The sequence below is a fragment of the Denitratisoma sp. DHT3 genome (assembly GCF_007833355.1).
In the GTDB taxonomy this organism is placed as follows: domain Bacteria; phylum Pseudomonadota; class Gammaproteobacteria; order Burkholderiales; family Rhodocyclaceae; genus Denitratisoma.
Genome location: NZ_CP020914.1, coordinates 484516 through 499736 on the forward strand (window position 1 = coordinate 484516; position 15221 = coordinate 499736).

11 protein-coding genes are annotated in these 15221 nt (G+C 66.6%); 7 read left to right on the top strand and 4 right to left on the bottom strand.

Translation table 11 applies throughout. From position 1 onward, the window contains the following. Window positions 1–84 precede the first annotated feature (84 nt). The 4 genes from B9N43_RS02195 to B9N43_RS02210 form a co-directional block, all read right to left on the bottom strand. Window positions 85–789: a hypothetical protein gene (locus B9N43_RS02195; protein ID WP_145840706.1), complete on the bottom strand. Its 705-nt coding sequence runs from the start codon at window positions 787–789 to the stop codon at window positions 85–87. 10 nt (window positions 790–799) lie between these two features. Next, window positions 800–1432 (bottom strand): hypothetical protein, encoded by a 633-nt coding sequence (locus B9N43_RS02200; RefSeq protein ID WP_145840707.1) that lies wholly within the window; start codon window positions 1430–1432, stop codon window positions 800–802. A 153-nt stretch (window positions 1433–1585) separates the two neighbouring features. After that, the gene (locus B9N43_RS02205; protein WP_145840708.1) at window positions 1586–1984 is read right to left on the bottom strand and encodes a type II toxin-antitoxin system RelE/ParE family toxin; all 399 of its coding nucleotides are present in this window, start codon (window positions 1982–1984) and stop codon (window positions 1586–1588) included. Further along, a complete protein-coding gene (locus tag B9N43_RS02210; protein ID WP_145840709.1) occupies window positions 1984–2262 on the bottom strand; it encodes a type II toxin-antitoxin system Phd/YefM family antitoxin in 279 nt (92 codons plus the stop codon). Before B9N43_RS02210 ends, B9N43_RS02205 begins: the two co-directional genes overlap by 1 nt. A gap of 298 nt (window positions 2263–2560) precedes the next feature. Here B9N43_RS02210 and B9N43_RS02215 point away from each other — a divergent pair, with 298 nt between their 5' ends. From B9N43_RS02215 to B9N43_RS02245, 7 genes are all read left to right on the top strand, one after another. Beyond that, window positions 2561–4006: a coniferyl aldehyde dehydrogenase gene (locus tag B9N43_RS02215; protein WP_222428776.1), complete on the top strand. Its 1446-nt coding sequence runs from the start codon at window positions 2561–2563 to the stop codon at window positions 4004–4006. A gap of 72 nt (window positions 4007–4078) precedes the next feature. Next, window positions 4079–6190, top strand: a complete 2112-nt coding sequence (locus tag B9N43_RS02220; protein ID WP_145840710.1) for a PQQ-dependent dehydrogenase, methanol/ethanol family — start codon at window positions 4079–4081, stop codon at window positions 6188–6190. 2 nt (window positions 6191–6192) lie between these two features. Continuing rightward, complete coding sequence (locus B9N43_RS02225; RefSeq protein WP_222428777.1) at window positions 6193–7107, top strand: SDR family oxidoreductase; 915 nt, start codon at window positions 6193–6195, stop codon at window positions 7105–7107. 53 nt (window positions 7108–7160) lie between these two features. Further along, window positions 7161–7610 (top strand): MaoC family dehydratase, encoded by a 450-nt coding sequence (locus B9N43_RS02230; RefSeq protein ID WP_145840711.1) that lies wholly within the window; start codon window positions 7161–7163, stop codon window positions 7608–7610. 252 nt (window positions 7611–7862) lie between these two features. Next, window positions 7863–8663: a peptidylprolyl isomerase gene (locus B9N43_RS02235; protein WP_145840712.1), complete on the top strand. Its 801-nt coding sequence runs from the start codon at window positions 7863–7865 to the stop codon at window positions 8661–8663. A 126-nt stretch (window positions 8664–8789) separates the two neighbouring features. Continuing rightward, window positions 8790–12719 carry a phosphoribosylformylglycinamidine synthase gene (gene purL / locus B9N43_RS02240; protein WP_145840713.1) on the top strand — a complete coding sequence of 1310 codons (3930 nt, stop codon included), beginning with the start codon at window positions 8790–8792 and terminating at the stop codon, window positions 12717–12719. A gap of 234 nt (window positions 12720–12953) precedes the next feature. Beyond that, entirely contained in the window at window positions 12954–15152 is a 2199-nt protein-coding gene (locus tag B9N43_RS02245) for a RelA/SpoT family protein (RefSeq protein WP_145840714.1), read from the top strand. Window positions 15153–15221: the final 69 nt, after the last annotated feature.

Sequence of the window (15221 nt, forward strand, 5' to 3'; positions counted from 1 at the left end):
AAAGCTGTACTTGAGTTCAAAAATAAACTCGCATACAACTCGTATGAATGGCGGGGCGCATAAACGTTACATCCCTTATTTTCGTCAGGATATGGACTTGCCGTCCGCCGTCATGGTCAGGCGGCCGTTTTCCGAGAATTCTAGGGCGATGCTCGATGAGAGGCGGTTGCCGGAGAACAGATGGGCGTACTTTGCGATGACCGCATTGATCTCGGCCTGCGAGGACGCGGCGGTGTATTCCTGCTGGAAGGGGATGGATTTGTTCATCTCCACCATGTGGGACGTGAGCGCATTGACCGTCTGCAGCTCCCGGGCCATGGTCGGGTTGTCCTCCAATGCCTGCGCGAGTTTCGGCGCATAGGGGTAGTCCGCCGGCAGCCGCATCTTCCCGTCGCTGCCGTAGGTGATGCTCGTCGGTGCCGATGGAATGCCGTTCTCGGCCAGGAACTTCGGGAAGGTCGCCGAGATATGGCCGCTCAGCGCGTCGATATTGCGCTGGCTCGGCATCAGCAGCGGCGGCAGGGTGAGATAGCCGCCGGCGGGCGGAGTGAAGTAGGCATCGATGTCCAGGGCTTGGGTACCCTGGTTGGTGTCGAAGAGCGCCTGGGTGGCGGTACCGTTCGTGGCTCCGTCCGCCTCGGCGGCGAGGCGGCTGCGTCCGGCCTGGGAAATGCTGGCTCGGTCGTCGGAACTTGCCGCCCGGTCGGTCAACGTCGCGGTTGGTTTTCGCTGGAGCGAAGAAATCGTTGGAGACAGGGTCGAGTAGGCATCGGCCGGGTGGATTTGCATGGCGGATATCTCAAGCGTTCTGCAGGAAACCGATCAGCGCCTGGAACTTCGCCTCCGCGTTGCCGCTCGGATCGACGATGCTGTGACGGAAATACTTTTCGATATTGGCGGCCGTGATGGACGTATCGATGGGGTCGTACGTCGTGCCGTTTGCCCCGCCCGCCATGTGCCCTCCCATCCGAATCAGCGCGATCTGGGAGATGCCCGCGGCGGCCTCGGTGTTTCCACTGGCCACAGCCTTGTCATACAGCGCCTTTTCCGCCGAACTGAGGTTCGCGAAAGTATTGACGAGACCCGTGGCCTTCTGCACGTAGTCCAGTTCATCGGCCGTGAGCTGTTCGGGTGGCTTGCCTTGCGCGGTGATTTCAGCAAGTCTTTTGTCGTTGGCGAACAGAAAATCCTGGTCTTCCCGACTTCTGTTTATCGGGCCCCTGGCTCTGATCTCGGCAAGCCGCGCTTCGACCGACTTGTCGTTTCCCGCTGCGGAGGAAGAAGACGAGGCTGCGAGCGCCTCCCGCGCCGCTTTGGAAATGTTGACGGTGTCGGCAATGTTTGCCGGCGATCCGGTCGGGGTTTGCCGGGGCGATGGCGTACGCGCGATCCCGGCAGTGGCGAGGAAAGCCGAAGTGGACTGAACGATCATTGCATGCCTCCATTTGCGAAGTGCGTCGGACCACGCAATTGGTATGCCACCGAGAAGTCATGGGGGCTGCGAATCGGGAGGCATGAACGGGATGCGTCCCCAGTTTTTCGGGATCTTGCTGTCCCGACATCCAGCGTACTGTACAGAACGCTGTCAATCAGTGTTTGGCAAGGTATCCGCAGCGTAGATCAATTGTCGTTGATGCTTGATTGCCAGCAGTACCACCGTGTTGTCGGAGTGAGCGTACAGCACGATATGTCGGTCAATAACGTATTCGCGCAAGCTCGGTAGTCCGGCTTGTTCGGCCAACTGCTCGACGGCTGCTGTTTTCAACCGCGTTTGTGCCGACTTTGTCCCCATGAACCGTGCTGGCCGACCACTGCCGGGCGACCACGACAGAATGGCAACCATTTCGCGTAGCTCGGATTTAAGCTTGGCCAGTCGGGCAGCAGCGGTGTCCGCATCCTGAAGCACGAAAAATGCATGCGCTCCTTCCAGATTTGCAAGAAAGTTGGGGGCAGCCTCAACCCTGGCGGTGCCGGGCAGCGTCATCAGTCAGCCAGCACAGTAGCCAGGTCGGCACTTGATACACGCCGGCCGGCCAGTAGCTCACGCAATCCGATTTCCGCCTCGGTCAGCAAAACCAGGTTGGCGTGTTCCTCTTCGAGAGCGTGGTAGTAATCGAGCTTTTTTGCATCCACGATGGCGACGTATGCCGCCCCATTTTTGGTCAGCAGCTTCTCTGAACCTGCGACCACTTCATCGGACAACTCGGTGAGTCGAGCACGAGCTTCACTGATCGGTACGATATCTTGTGCACGGTAGGGCATGAAATCATCCTTTAATTAATTCATTAACGTTAATGTAGCAGGTTGTTCCGATCAATTGCCGATGAATACAACGATGAAGTCACGCCCGGTGACAGCGGAATTTGCTCGGGTCAGGCCGTCAATCCGGAGTTTACCGAGGGCTTGAGAGAGGGAATTGTAGAAGCCGATCGGTAATCCCCTCGCTCCCGTTGGGTACCTGCCCATAACGGGCAGTCCGGCCAGTTTTTCCCCTTTACAGATGGCAACATTCCGCGCTGACAATAAGCCGCTCCCGGCGGTTGCGAGAGGAGATGACAGCATGGATCAGATGACGACGATGGGCGCCACCGAGGTGGCGGTGTTGGAGGCCCTGGTGGCGCGGCAGAAGGCCGCGCGCATCGCCGAGGGGCCGGTGAGCCTGGCGGTGCGCAAGGACCGCATCCAGCGCGCCATCAATATGCTGGTGAAGCACCGCGACGCGTTGTGCGAGGCGGTGAATGCCGACTTCGGCAACCGCCCGCGGGTGGTGACGATGATGTTCGACCTGATGGGTTCGCTCGCCTCCTTGAAGCACGCGCGCAAGGAGGTCGGCAAGTGGATGAAGCCGCAGCGGCGCAAGGGCGTGATGCCCTTCAGCCTGTTCGGCGCCAAGGGCTGGGTGGAGTACCACCCCAAGGGCGTGGTCGGCATCATGGGCACCTGGAACTACCCGATCTATACGACGATCGCGCCCCTGGCCTATGTGCTGGCGGCGGGCAACCGTTCCATCATCAAGCCTTCCGAGCTGAACCCGCGCACGGCCAACGCGCTGGCGGCGGCGGTGGCCGAGTTCTTCGATCCGTCCGAACTGGCCGTGGTGAATGGCGGACTCGAGCTGGGCCAGGCCTTCTCGGCCCAGCCCTTCGACCATCTGGTGCTCACCGGCGGCACGGCGGTGGCCAAGGCGGTGATGAAGAACGCGGCCGAGCATCTGGTGCCGCTGACCCTGGAACTGGGCGGCAAGTCGCCGGTGATCGTCGGCCGCAGCGCCGACCTCGCGCTGGCGGCGGAGCGCACCATGGTGGCCAAGGGTACCAACAGCGGCCAGATCTGCGTCAATGCCGACTACGTGTATGTGGCGAAGGAGAGCCTGGAGCCTTTCGTCGCCGCGCTGCGCGGCACCTATGACAGCCTCTATCCCGGCAGCTACGCCAGCAATCCGGACTGGGTGTCGGTGATCAACGAGCGCCACTGCGCCCGTGTCGACAGCTATGTGAGCGAAGCCGCGGCGCGCGGCGCGCGGGTGGAAACCTTCGGCGGCCCCTTCGAGGGCGCCCAGGGCAAGCGCCTGCCGCTGCGTCTGGTGATCGATCCACCCGCCGACACCGCCATCATGCAGAACGAGATCTTCGGCCCGGCGCTGGTGGTGCTCACCTACGAGCGCCTGGAGGACGCGGTGGCGGCGATCAACGCCCGGCCCCGGCCGCTGGCGCTCTACTACTTCGGCAAGGACGCGGCCGAGGAACGCTACGTGCTGGACCACACCATCTCCGGCGGCGTCAGCCTCAACGAGGTGGCGATGCATCCGGCCCTGGACGACGCGCCCTTCGGCGGCATCGGCGATTCGGGCATGGGGCACTACCACGGCCACGAGGGTTTCCTCGAATTCGCCCATGCCCGCACGGTGTACAAAGCGGGGTGGTACGATCCGCGCAAGCTGTTCGGCATGTTGCCGCCCTACAGCAAGAAGCTGGAAGCCATGATCGAGAAGTCGATCAAGCCCTGATGGCTTGACGGCGGACTCCCCCCCGGGGCCGGCACTGACCGGCCCTGCTTTTTTCTTTAACGGAAAAAACTCATGCGCAATTTTCATCGTTCCTGGCTGGTCGCGGCCAGCCTGCTGGTCCTTTCCGGCAACCTGATGGCGGCGGGGCCGACGGCTCCCCGTGCTGCCGCCGTCGATGGTGCCCGCCTCGTCGCCGCGGATCGCGAGCCCGGCAACTGGATGAGCCACGGCCGCACCTATTCCGAGCAGCGCTTCAGTCCGCTGGAGCAGATCAACGACCGGAACGTCTCCCGCCTGGGCCTGGCCTGGAGCCAGACCCTGGAATTCGAACGCGGCGTGGAGGCCACGCCGCTGATGGTCGATGGCGCGCTGTACATCACCGGCGCCTGGAGCATCGTCTATGCGTTCGACGCCGAGACCGGCAAGCCGCTGTGGAAGTACGATCCCAAGGTGGATCGCGCCATGGTCGGCAACACCTGCTGCGGCCCGGTCAACCGCGGCGTCGCGGTGTGGCAGGGCAAAGTGTATGTGGGCACCCTGGACGGGCGCCTGGTGGCCATCGACGCGGCCACCGGCAAGAAGACCTGGGAGACCCTGACCGTCGATCCGAAGCGTCCCTACAGCATCACCGGCGCGCCGCGCGTGGTGAAGGGCAAGGTGCTGATCGGCAACGGCGGCGCCGACATGGGCGTGCGTGGCTACGTCTCCGCCTACGATGCCAGGAGCGGCAAGCTGGTGTGGCGCTTCTACACGGTGCCGGGCGATCCGTCCAAGCCCTTCGAGAACAAGGCGATGGAAATGGCCGCCAAGACCTGGCGCGGCGACCAGTGGTGGACCTGGGGCGGCGGCGGCACGGTGTGGGACGCCATGTCCTACGACCCGGAGTTGGACCTGCTCTACATCGGCGTCGGCAACGCGGCCACCTGGCCGCGCGATTTGCGCAGCCCCGGCGGCGGCGACAATCTGTTCCTTTCCTCCATCGTCGCGCTCAAGCCGGAAAGCGGCGAATACGTCTGGCACTACCAGCTCGCGCCCGGTGAGCAATGGGACTATCCGGCCACCACGCAGATGGTGCTGGCCGACCTGATGTTCCAGGGCGAAATGCGGAAAGTGCTGGTCCAGGCGCCCAAGCACGGCTTCGTCTTCGTGCTCGACCGCACCAACGGCAAGCTGTTGTCGGCCGAGAAGTTCACCCAGGTGAACTGGGCGAGCCATTACGACCTCGCCACCGGCCGGCCGGTGGAGAATCCGGTGGCGGACTATGCCAAGGCCGAGAAGCCGGCGCTGCAATACCCCGGTCCGCTGGGTGGCCACAACTGGAACCCGATGTCCTTCAATCCGAAGCTGGGCCTGCTGTATTTCGGCGAACTGCAGATGCCCAATTTCTACGTCATGGACCGCAACGCCAAGTACCGGGAGCGCAACCGGCGCTGGAACACCGGTCTGGACATGGCGCCCTGGGTCACCGACCCCTCCCTGGGCGGCGAGGTGGCGAAGCACGTGCGCGGCTCGCTGATCGCCTGGGACGTCGCCGCCGGCAGGAAAGCCTGGCAGGTGGAGCAGTTGATGCCGACCAACGGCGGCACCCTGGCCACGGCCGGCAACCTGGTGTTCCATGGCACCAGCGACGGGCGGCTGGTGGCCTATAGCGCCGACAAGGGCGAGAAGCTGTGGGAATACCGCACCGTCTCGGCCATCATGGGCGGGCCGATCGCCTACCGCATCAAGGGCCGGCAGTACATCGCCACCGGCATCGGCTGGGGCGGCGGCCACGCCACGGGCTTTCCCGACGGTGCCACGGCGCAGGGCCTGAAGAACGTCAATCGGGTAGTGGTGTTCGCCCTCGACGGCAAGGCCCGGTTGCCGGCCGTGCCGCGCCTGGAGCAGACGATCGATCCGCCGCCGGCCACCGCTTCGATGGAGCAGATCGTCCGCGGCGGCGTGCTCTACATGAACCACTGCGGCGTCTGCCACGGCTCCGGCACCGGCGGCGTGCCGAACCTGGACGCGATGACGCCGCAGACCCGCCGGGAGTTCATGGGCATCGTGCTGGGCGGCGCGCGCCAGGACAAGGGAATGCCGGCGTTCCACGAGCAACTGAGCGCGGAGGAGGTGCTGGCGATCCAGGACTTCCTGGTGGCGCGGGCCAACATGACCAAGGCGGCGCAGCAAAAGGGACGGTAAGCATGGCGATGCAGAGCAATGACGACGCCCTGCGCTTCGACGGCCAGGTGATCGCGATCACCGGCGCCGGCAACGGTCTGGGGCGCAGCCATGCGCTGCTGCTGGCGAGCCGCGGCGCGCGGGTGGTGGTGAACGACCCGGCGCGGGACGCGGCGGGCAGCAGCGCCGCCGAGCAGGTGGTGGCGGAAATCCGCGCCGCCGGCGGCGTGGCCTGCGCCAGTCTGGATTCGGTGCTGGAGGGCGAGCGCATCGTCGAGGCCGCCCTGGACGCCTTCGGCCGCATCGACGGCGTGATCAACAACGCCGGCTTCATCCGCGACCGCGCCTTCCACAACCTGAGCGACGCCGAGTGGCAGGCCGTGGTCGACGTGCATCTGCAAGGGGCCTACCGCGTGACCCACGCCGCCTGGCCCCATCTGCGGCAACAGAACTACGGCCGGGTGCTGTTCACGGTCTCGGCCGCCGGCATCTACGGCAATTTCGGCCAGGCCAATTACGGCAGCGCCAAGCTGGCGCTCTACGGCCTCGCCCGCACGCTGGCGGTGGAAGGCGCACGCCACAACATCCGCGTCAATGCCGTCGCGCCGATCGCCGCCTCGCAGATGATGGGCGCGCGCATGCCCGAGTCCTGGCAGGCGCGCATGACCCCGGAGGCGGTGAGCCCCGTGGTGGCCTGGCTGTGCCACGCCGACTGTCCGGAAACCGGCGGTCTGTTCGAGGCCGGCGGCGGCTGGTTCGCCAAGCTGCGCTGGGAGCGCAGCGCCGGCGCCACCATCGGCGATCACGCACCCCTGACTCCGGAAGCAGTGGCCCGCCAATGGGCGGTGGCGACGTCCTTCGCCGCCGCCGATCATCCCGCCGACGTGACCGAGGCCGGTACGATCATGTTCCAGCGCCTGGGGCTCGTTCCCGGCTGAACGTTGAATCCTGAAAGAGTAGTTGACCACGGGTTCGAACCGAGGCTTTAAGGATGAAATATTTCGAAGACATCGCCGTGGGTCAGGCGCTCACCTATCCCGGCCGCCATGAGGTGACGGCGGCGGAGATCATCCGCATCGCCGCCGAGTGGGATCCGCAGCCCTTCCATCTGGACGAGGAAGCCGCCAGGCTGTCCATCTTCGGCGGGCTGGTGGCCTCCAGCGTGCATCTGTTCGCCATCACCAGCAAGCTTTGTCATTCCGATCCCGAGAAATGGGCGACGGTGAGCGCGCTGGGCATGCGGGAGATCAGGAGCCATGCGCCGGCCCGGCCCGGCGATCGGCTGGAAGTCCGCTCCATCTGCCTGGACAAGCGGCCCTCCGCTTCGCGCCCCGGCCTGGGCGTGGTCGAGTTCGAAGTGCAGCTCCTGAACCAGAAGGGCGAGGTGCTGTACGCCTACGTCAGCGCCGTCCTGCTGCGGATGCGCGGGCAGGGCGACTGAGGTTCATGCGATCGCCATGCAGCCGGGGGCTGCACGGGCGGGCGGTCACCCGGTCCATGTATCATCGTCGGACCTAACGCTCATGGAAGCCAATTTTCCGCCCCGGCGCATGAAATACGCGAAGAGCAAGAAGGCCCTCCCCCTCCCGGCCTCCCCCTCTCCGGGGGAGGTGACGGCATTGGCTCGCTGCGCTCGAAGTCGCCACACGCTCCGTTTTTGCATTCTTTCACGCTAATTCGAAGAAGCTCCGCCATGAACCAAGTCATCAATTTCTACCGCAAGCAGCCCGCCGGAATCAGCGTCAACGGCGAATCGATTTCAGCCGAGGCGATCGATGCCGTCGCCGAGCAGTTCGCCGATGCGCCCGAGCCCCGCGAGGCGGCGGCCCGGGCGCTGGTGGTGCGGACATTGTTGCGGCAGCAGGCGATTCGGCAGGGGATCGAGGCGGACGATGAAGAAGGTGCGCTGGAGCGCCTGATCGAGCAGGAAGTGCCGGCGTCGGAAGTCTCCGATGCGGAGGTGCGGCGCTATTTCGAGGCCAACCGGGACAAGTTCCGCAGCGGCGATTTGTTCGAGGTGCGCCATATTCTGTTCGAACTCGCGCCGGACGACGACAAGACCGAACTGGCGCGCAAGGCGGACGCGGTGCTGCTCGCACTGAAGAACGATCCGGAGGCTTTCGAACGCATCGCCCGCGAGCAGTCCGCCTGCTCCAGCGCCGCGCTGGGCGGCTCGTTGGGCCAGATCACCCGCGACGCCGTGGTGCCTGAATTCTGGTCGGCGCTGGTGGGGCAGGGCAAGCCGGGCTTGCTGCCGCATCCCGTGGAAAGCCGCTTCGGCCTGCACATCATCCGGATCGACCGCTGCGCGCTGGGGGAGGCATTGCCCTTCGAGGCCGTGGAAAAACGCATTCGTCCTTTCCTGGCCGCGCGCCTGGAGCAGGTGAGCTACCAGCGCTATATCGCCCGCCTGATCGAAGCGGCGCAGATCGTCGGTATCGATCTCGGTGAGGATGTGACGCTCGGCACCGGCCACGGCTTGCCGAGCGAATAGTCCGGATCACCGGCAGTTCGGCCGGGTCCGAGGTGGCCCGGCCACCGGCGTGCCGGGAAAGCGAGGGGGAAGCCCGTATAATTCGGGCTCCGGTCCGTTTCCCCTATTTCCCTCCCCTTTTCCGTCATGCCCCAAGTGCTTTCCCTGCGCGGCACCGCCGCTTTTTCCGCTTCCCGCCTTTCCCGTCTGCAGGAACAGGCCCGTGCCGCGGTGTCCGGCCTCTCCGGGTTGCAGGCCGAGCACTGGTATTTCGTCGAGAGCGAAGGCGCCCTGGAAGGCGATGAACTGGCCCGCCTGAAGGATCTGCTGGGCATTCCCGCCGCGCTGCCGGCGGAACCCAAGGGTGAACTGCTGCTGGTGACGCCGCGCCTGGGCACGATTTCGCCCTGGGCTTCCAAGGCCACCGACATCGCCCGCAACTGCGGCTTCGCCGGTATCAAGCGCATCGAGCGCGGCATCGCTTTCCATGCACAGGGCAAGAAGCTGGATCGCACTGCCCTGGCGGCCAAACTCCATGACCGGATGACCGAATCGGTGCTGGCCTCGGCCGAGGAAGCCCTGGCGCTGTTCCATCACGTGGCGCCCCAGCCGCTGACCACGGTGGACCTGCTGGCCCGGGGCCGTGCGGCCCTGGCGGCGGCCAATGGCGAACTGGGCCTGGCCCTGTCGGACGACGAGATCGACTATCTGGTGGAGAACTTCACCAAGGCCGGGCGCAATCCCACGGACGTGGAACTGATGATGTTCGCCCAGGCCAACTCCGAGCACTGCCGGCACAAGATCTTCAACGCTTCCTGGACCGTGGACGGGGAGGACCAGCCCCATTCCCTGTTCGGCATGATCCGCGAGACCCACAAGGCCCACCCCGAAGGCACGGTGGTGGCCTATTCCGACAACGCCGCGGTGATCGAGGGGGCGAAGGTCAAGCGTTTCTACCCGGACGGCCAGGGCCAATACCGCTGGCAGGAAGAGACCACCCACATCCTGGCCAAGGTGGAGACCCACAACCACCCGACCGCGATCTCCCCCTTCCCGGGCGCCGCCACCGGCTCCGGCGGCGAGATCCGCGACGAGGGGGCGACGGGGCGCGGCTCCAAGCCCAAGGCCGGCTTGTGCGGTTTTTCCGTCTCCGACCTCAACATTCCCGGCCATGTCCAGCCCTGGGAGTCGCAATACGGCAAGCCCGAGCGCATCGCCTCGGCGCTGGACATCATGATCGAAGGCCCCATCGGCGCGGCGGCCTTCAACAACGAATTCGGCCGTCCCAACCTGGCGGGCTATTTCCGCACCTTCGAGCAGGCCTTCAACGGCGAGGTGCGCGGCTACCACAAGCCCATCATGATCGCCGGCGGCGTCGGCAACATCCAGGCCGAACAGTCCTTCAAGATTCCGTTCCCGGCCGGTACCCTGCTGATCCAGCTGGGCGGGCCGGGGATGCTGATCGGTCTGGGCGGCGGCGCCGCTTCCTCGATGGCTACCGGCACCAACACCGCCGACCTGGACTTCGCCTCGGTGCAGCGCGGCAACCCGGAAATCCAGCGCCGCGCCCAGGAGGTGATCGACAGGTGCTGGCAGATGGGGGCGAACAACCCGGTGCTGGCCATCCATGACGTCGGCGCCGGCGGCATTTCCAACGCCATGCCGGAACTGGCCCACGACGCCGGCCGCGGCGCCCATTTCGACCTGCGCGCCGTGCCCAGCGAGGAGCCGGGCATGTCGCCGCGGGAGATCTGGAGCAACGAGGCCCAGGAGCGCTACGTGCTGGCCGTCGCCCCGGAGCGCCTGGACGAGTTCCGCGCCCTGTGCGAGCGCGAGCGCTGCCCCTTCGCGGTGCTGGGCAGCGCCACCGACGACGGCCAGCTGATCGTCAAGGACGACCATTTCGGCAACCGGCCGGTGGACATGGCGATGGAAGTGCTGCTGGGCAAGCCGCCCCGCATGCACCGCGACGCCCGTCGCGCCCGGCCGGCCGGCGCGGCCCTGGACATCGAACAGGCGGACCTCTGGGAGGCCGTCTCCCGCGTGCTGCGCCTGCCCGCCGTGGCCTCGAAGAACTTTCTCATCACCATCGGCGACCGCAGCGTCGGCGGCCTCACCGCCCGCGACCAGATGGTCGGCCCCTGGCAGGTGCCGGTGGCCGACGTGGCGGTGACCGCGATGGGCTTCGACACGGTGCTGGGCGAGGCTTTCGCCATGGGCGAGCGTACGCCGCTGGCGCTGCTCGACGGCCCGGCCTCGGGCCGCATGGCGGTGGGCGAGGCGATCACCAACATCGCCGCCGCCGACATTGGCGCGATCGGCAGGATCAAGCTCTCCGCCAACTGGATGGCCGCCGCCGGCCACGGCCATGAGGATGCGATCCTGTTCGACACCGTGAAGGCCGTGGGCCTGGAATTCTGCCCGGCCCTGGGCGTGGCGATCCCGGTGGGCAAGGATTCGCTGTCCATGCGTACCAAGTGGGAGGCGGACGGCAGCGCCAAGCAGGTCACCGCGCCGGTGTCGCTGATCGTCACCGCCTTCGCCCCCTGCGCCGACATCCGCAGGACCCTCACGCCCCAACTGCGGGACGACAAGGACGTGGGAGAGACCGAGCTGGTGCTGATCGATCTCGGCCAAGGCCAGAACCGCCTGGGCGGCTCCGCCCTGGCCCAGGTGTATGGCGTGTCCGGCGATGCCGCGCCGGATGTGGACGCGGCTTCCCTCAAAGCCTTCTTCGAGGCGATCCAGGCGCTGAACCGGGACGGCAAGCTCCTGGCCTATCACGACCGTTCCGACGGCGGCCTGTTCGCCACGGTCTGCGAAATGGCCTTCGCCGCCCGCATCGGCGTGTCGCTGAACCTGGATACGCTGTGCTACGACCCGCTGATGAACGACGTGGACGGCATCGAACGGGCGCCGCAGATCGTCGAGGGCCGCATGCGCGACCGCCTGATCGGCGCCCTGTTCAACGAGGAACTGGGGGCCGTGGTGCAGATCCGCCGCGCCGACCGCAGCGCCGTGATGGACGCACTGCGGGCCGCGGGCCTGGGCAAGTGCAGCCACATCGTCGGCTCCCCCAACACTTTCGGCGAGGTGCGCGTCTGGCGCAACGCCAAGCAGGCTTTTGGTGCGCCGATCGCCGAGATCCAGCGCGCCTGGAGCGAGGTGAGCCACCAGATCGCCCGCCTGCGCGACGACCCCGCCTGTGCCCAGGAGGAGTTCGACGCCCTCAACGACGCCGCCGATCCAGGGCTCTCCTGCCAGTTGAGCTTCGATCCGGCCCAGGACGTGGCTGCGCCGTTCATCGCCAGCGGCGTGCGGCCCCGCATGGCGATTCTGCGCGAACAGGGCGTGAACGGCCACGTGGAAATGGCCGCCGCCTTCGACCGCGCCGGCTTCGACGCGGTGGACGTGCATATGTCCGACCTCCAGGCCGGCCGCGTGCGGCTCGCCGATTTCAAGGGTCTGGCGGCCTGCGGCGGCTTCTCCTACGGTGACGTGCTGGGGGCCGGCCAGGGCTGGGCCAAGTCCATTCTCTTCAACAGCCGGCTGAAGGACGAATTCGCCACCTTCTTCCAGCGCCCCGACAGCTTCGCCCTGGGCGTCTGCAACGGCTGCCAGATGATGAGCAACCTGGCGTCCATCATCCCCGGCGCCGAGGACTGGCCCACCTTCCACCGCAACCGCAGCGAGCAGTTCGAGGCCCGCTTCGTCATGGTGGAGATTCCCGATTCGCCTTCCATCTTCCTGGCCGGCATGGGCGGCTCGCGCCTGCCGGTGGTGGTCTCCCACGGCGAGGGCCGCGCGGTGTTCGCCGGCGATGCCCAGGAACGGGCGCGGGTGGCGCTGCGCTACGTGGACAACCGGGGCGCGGTGGCCGCGACCTACCCGGCCAACCCCAACGGTTCGCCGGCCGGCATCACCGGCGTCACCACCGCCGACGGCCGCTTCACCATCATGATGCCGCACCCGGAGCGCATCTTCCGCACCGCCCAGATGAGCTGGGCGCCGCTCGGCCTGGGCGAGGACGGCCCCTGGCTCACCATGTTCCGCAATGCGCGGAAGTGGGTGGGGTAGGCTGGGCTCGCCCCCCCTTCGGATTCTCCCTCTTCGCCTCGGGATGCCCGTACGTCATTCCGGCCTGCGCCGGAATGATGGGAAATGTGTGCATCCGACAGCCTTCAAGGGAAGGAACCGGTGCGTGGCCGTTCATTCGTTTGTCCTGGGCGACCGGGCCGATTGGCCAAGGCGGGGCGATGCGTACGATAATCCGTTCCGCGCGAGTCCGCGCCGCAACCTTTCAGTAATGCCATGGTCGCCGTCGTTCATTCCTTTTCCGATCAGCACTCCGCCGAGGAGATTTTCGCCCTGGCCGCTGTCGGCCTGGACGCGGCGGAGGCGGCGCGTCTGCGGAACGCCTTCGAGTTCGCCCGGGAGACCTATGGCGAGCGCCTCCTGAGCACCGGGGAGCCCGTATTTCCCCACGCGGCGGCGATGGCGGTGATCCTGGCCGGGCTCGATCTCGACCTGGATACCCGGATCGCCGCCTTGCTGTTCGACGTTCCCGACGATCTGGCCGACTACGAAGCCGTGCTGGAGCCGCGCTTCGGCGCCGAGTCGGTGCGCCTGGTGCGCGGCCTGCACCGCCTGGCGCCTTTGCACCTCCTCATCCGCAGCCATGCCGGCGGCGCCGAGATGCAGTCGCAGACCGAGATTCTGCGCAAGATGCTGCTGGCGATGGTGGAAGACATCCGCGTGGTGCTGTTGCGCCTAGCGTCCCGCACCCAGACGCTGCGTTGGCTGACCGACCAGGACACGCCGGAGCGGCCGGACATCGCCCGGGAGAGCCTGGAGATCTACGCGCCGCTGGCCAACCGGCTTGGCGTCTGGCAGTTCAAGTGGGAACTGGAGGATCTGTCCTTCCGCTTCCTCCAGCCGGCCACCTACAAGCGCATCGCCAAGATGCTGGAGGAGCGCCGGGTCGAGCGCGAGAGCTTCATCGCTGCCGCCGTGGCGCGGCTCAAGGCCGAGCTGACGGCGATCGGCATCGAGGCCGAGGTGTATGGCCGGCCCAAGCACATCTACAGCATCTGGAACAAGATGCGCGCCAAGGGCCTGGACTTCTCCCAGGTCTATGACGTGCGGGCGCTGCGCATCATCGTCGGCGAGGTGAAGGACTGCTATACCGCGCTGGGCCTGGTGCATCAGCACTGGCAGCCGATCCACGGCGAGTTCGACGATTACATCTCGCACCCCAAGGGCAACGACTACCGCTCGCTGCACACCGCCGTGGAGGCGGAGGACGGCCGCGCCGTGGAAGTGCAGATCCGCACCCGCGAGATGCACCAGCACGCCGAACTGGGCGTGGCGGCCCACTGGCGCTACAAGGAGGCGAGCTTCGCCAAGGGCTCGGCGGCCAAGGCCGATTCCGCCTACGACGACAAGATCGCCCTGCTGCGCCGGTTGCTGACCTGGCGCGACGAGGTGACCGATTCCAGCCAGTGGCTGGAGCAGTTCAAGCGCGCGGCCCTGGACGACACGATCTACGTGCTGACGCCGCAGGGGCGGGTGATCGATCTGCCGCGCGGCGCCACGCCCCTGGATTTCGCCTACCGGCTGCACTCCGATCTGGGCCACCGCTGCCGGGGCGCCCGCGTGGACGGCCAGTTGCTGCCCCTCAACACGCCTTTGCAGAACGGCCAGCGGGTCGAGATCGTCGCCGCCAAGAGCGGCGGACCGTCGCGCGACTGGCTCAATCCGAGCCAGGGCTATCTGGCGACGCCGGGGGCGCGGCGCAAGGTCAAGCAATGGTTCGCCGCCCAGGACGCGGCGGAACTGCTGGCCCAGGGCCGCGCCTTCGTCACCAGGGAGTTGCAGCGGGAAGGGCAGAGCCAGGCCAATCTGGAGGAACTGGCGCGCAAGCTGGGCTTCCGCGATGTGGATGCGATGTTCCTGGCGGCGGCGCACAACGAACTGGGGCCGCGGGCGATCCAGGTGGCCTTGCAGGGCGCGCCGCAGGCATTGGAGGTGGAGCCGGAGATCGTCACCCGGCGCAGCAAGGCCGCCGATTCCAAGGTGCTGATCGTCGGCGTGGACAAGCTGCTGACGCAGTTGGGGCGCTGCTGCAAGCCGGTGCCTCCGGATGCGATCCAGGGCTTCGTCACCCGCGGCAAGGGCGTCTCCATCCATCGCCTCGAATGCAGCAATTTCCGCAACATGGCGGCCCGCAACCCGGAGCGGGTGATCTCCGCCGAATGGGGCGCGGCCCAGGAAGGCGCGCTCTACGCGATCGACATCGCCGTCGAGGCCGCCGACCGCCAGGGCCTGCTGCGCGACATCTCGGATGTGCTGTCGAAGGAAAAGGTCAACGTCACGGCGGTGAAGACCCTGTCCCGCAGCGGCGCGGCGCGCATGGCCTTCACCATGGAACTGAGCGGCACCGCGCGCCTGCCGCGGCTTTTCGCGTTGTTGCGGGAAGTGCCGGGCGTGGTTTCGGTGCAGCGGGTCTGATAAAGGGCTTGCCCCCCTTCGCCCCCCTCCGGGGGGGTCGACAAGGCTCGCCGCACTCGGATGTTTGGG

Coding starts and splice junctions, on each gene's coding strand:
- B9N43_RS02230 (WP_145840711.1), top strand. CDS start 7,161: ATGAAATATTTCGAAGACATCGCCGTGGGTCAGGCGCTCACCTATCCC.
- B9N43_RS02205 (WP_145840708.1), bottom strand. CDS start 1,984: ATGACGCTGCCCGGCACCGCCAGGGTTGAGGCTGCCCCCAACTTTCTT.
- purL (WP_145840713.1), top strand. CDS start 8,790: ATGCCCCAAGTGCTTTCCCTGCGCGGCACCGCCGCTTTTTCCGCTTCC.
- B9N43_RS02210 (WP_145840709.1), bottom strand. CDS start 2,262: ATGCCCTACCGTGCACAAGATATCGTACCGATCAGTGAAGCTCGTGCT.
- B9N43_RS02225 (WP_222428777.1), top strand. CDS start 6,193: ATGGCGATGCAGAGCAATGACGACGCCCTGCGCTTCGACGGCCAGGTG.
- B9N43_RS02220 (WP_145840710.1), top strand. CDS start 4,079: ATGCGCAATTTTCATCGTTCCTGGCTGGTCGCGGCCAGCCTGCTGGTC.
- B9N43_RS02200 (WP_145840707.1), bottom strand. CDS start 1,432: ATGATCGTTCAGTCCACTTCGGCTTTCCTCGCCACTGCCGGGATCGCG.
- B9N43_RS02195 (WP_145840706.1), bottom strand. CDS start 789: ATGCAAATCCACCCGGCCGATGCCTACTCGACCCTGTCTCCAACGATT.
- B9N43_RS02215 (WP_222428776.1), top strand. CDS start 2,561: ATGGATCAGATGACGACGATGGGCGCCACCGAGGTGGCGGTGTTGGAG.
- B9N43_RS02245 (WP_145840714.1), top strand. CDS start 12,954: ATGGTCGCCGTCGTTCATTCCTTTTCCGATCAGCACTCCGCCGAGGAG.
- B9N43_RS02235 (WP_145840712.1), top strand. CDS start 7,863: ATGAACCAAGTCATCAATTTCTACCGCAAGCAGCCCGCCGGAATCAGC.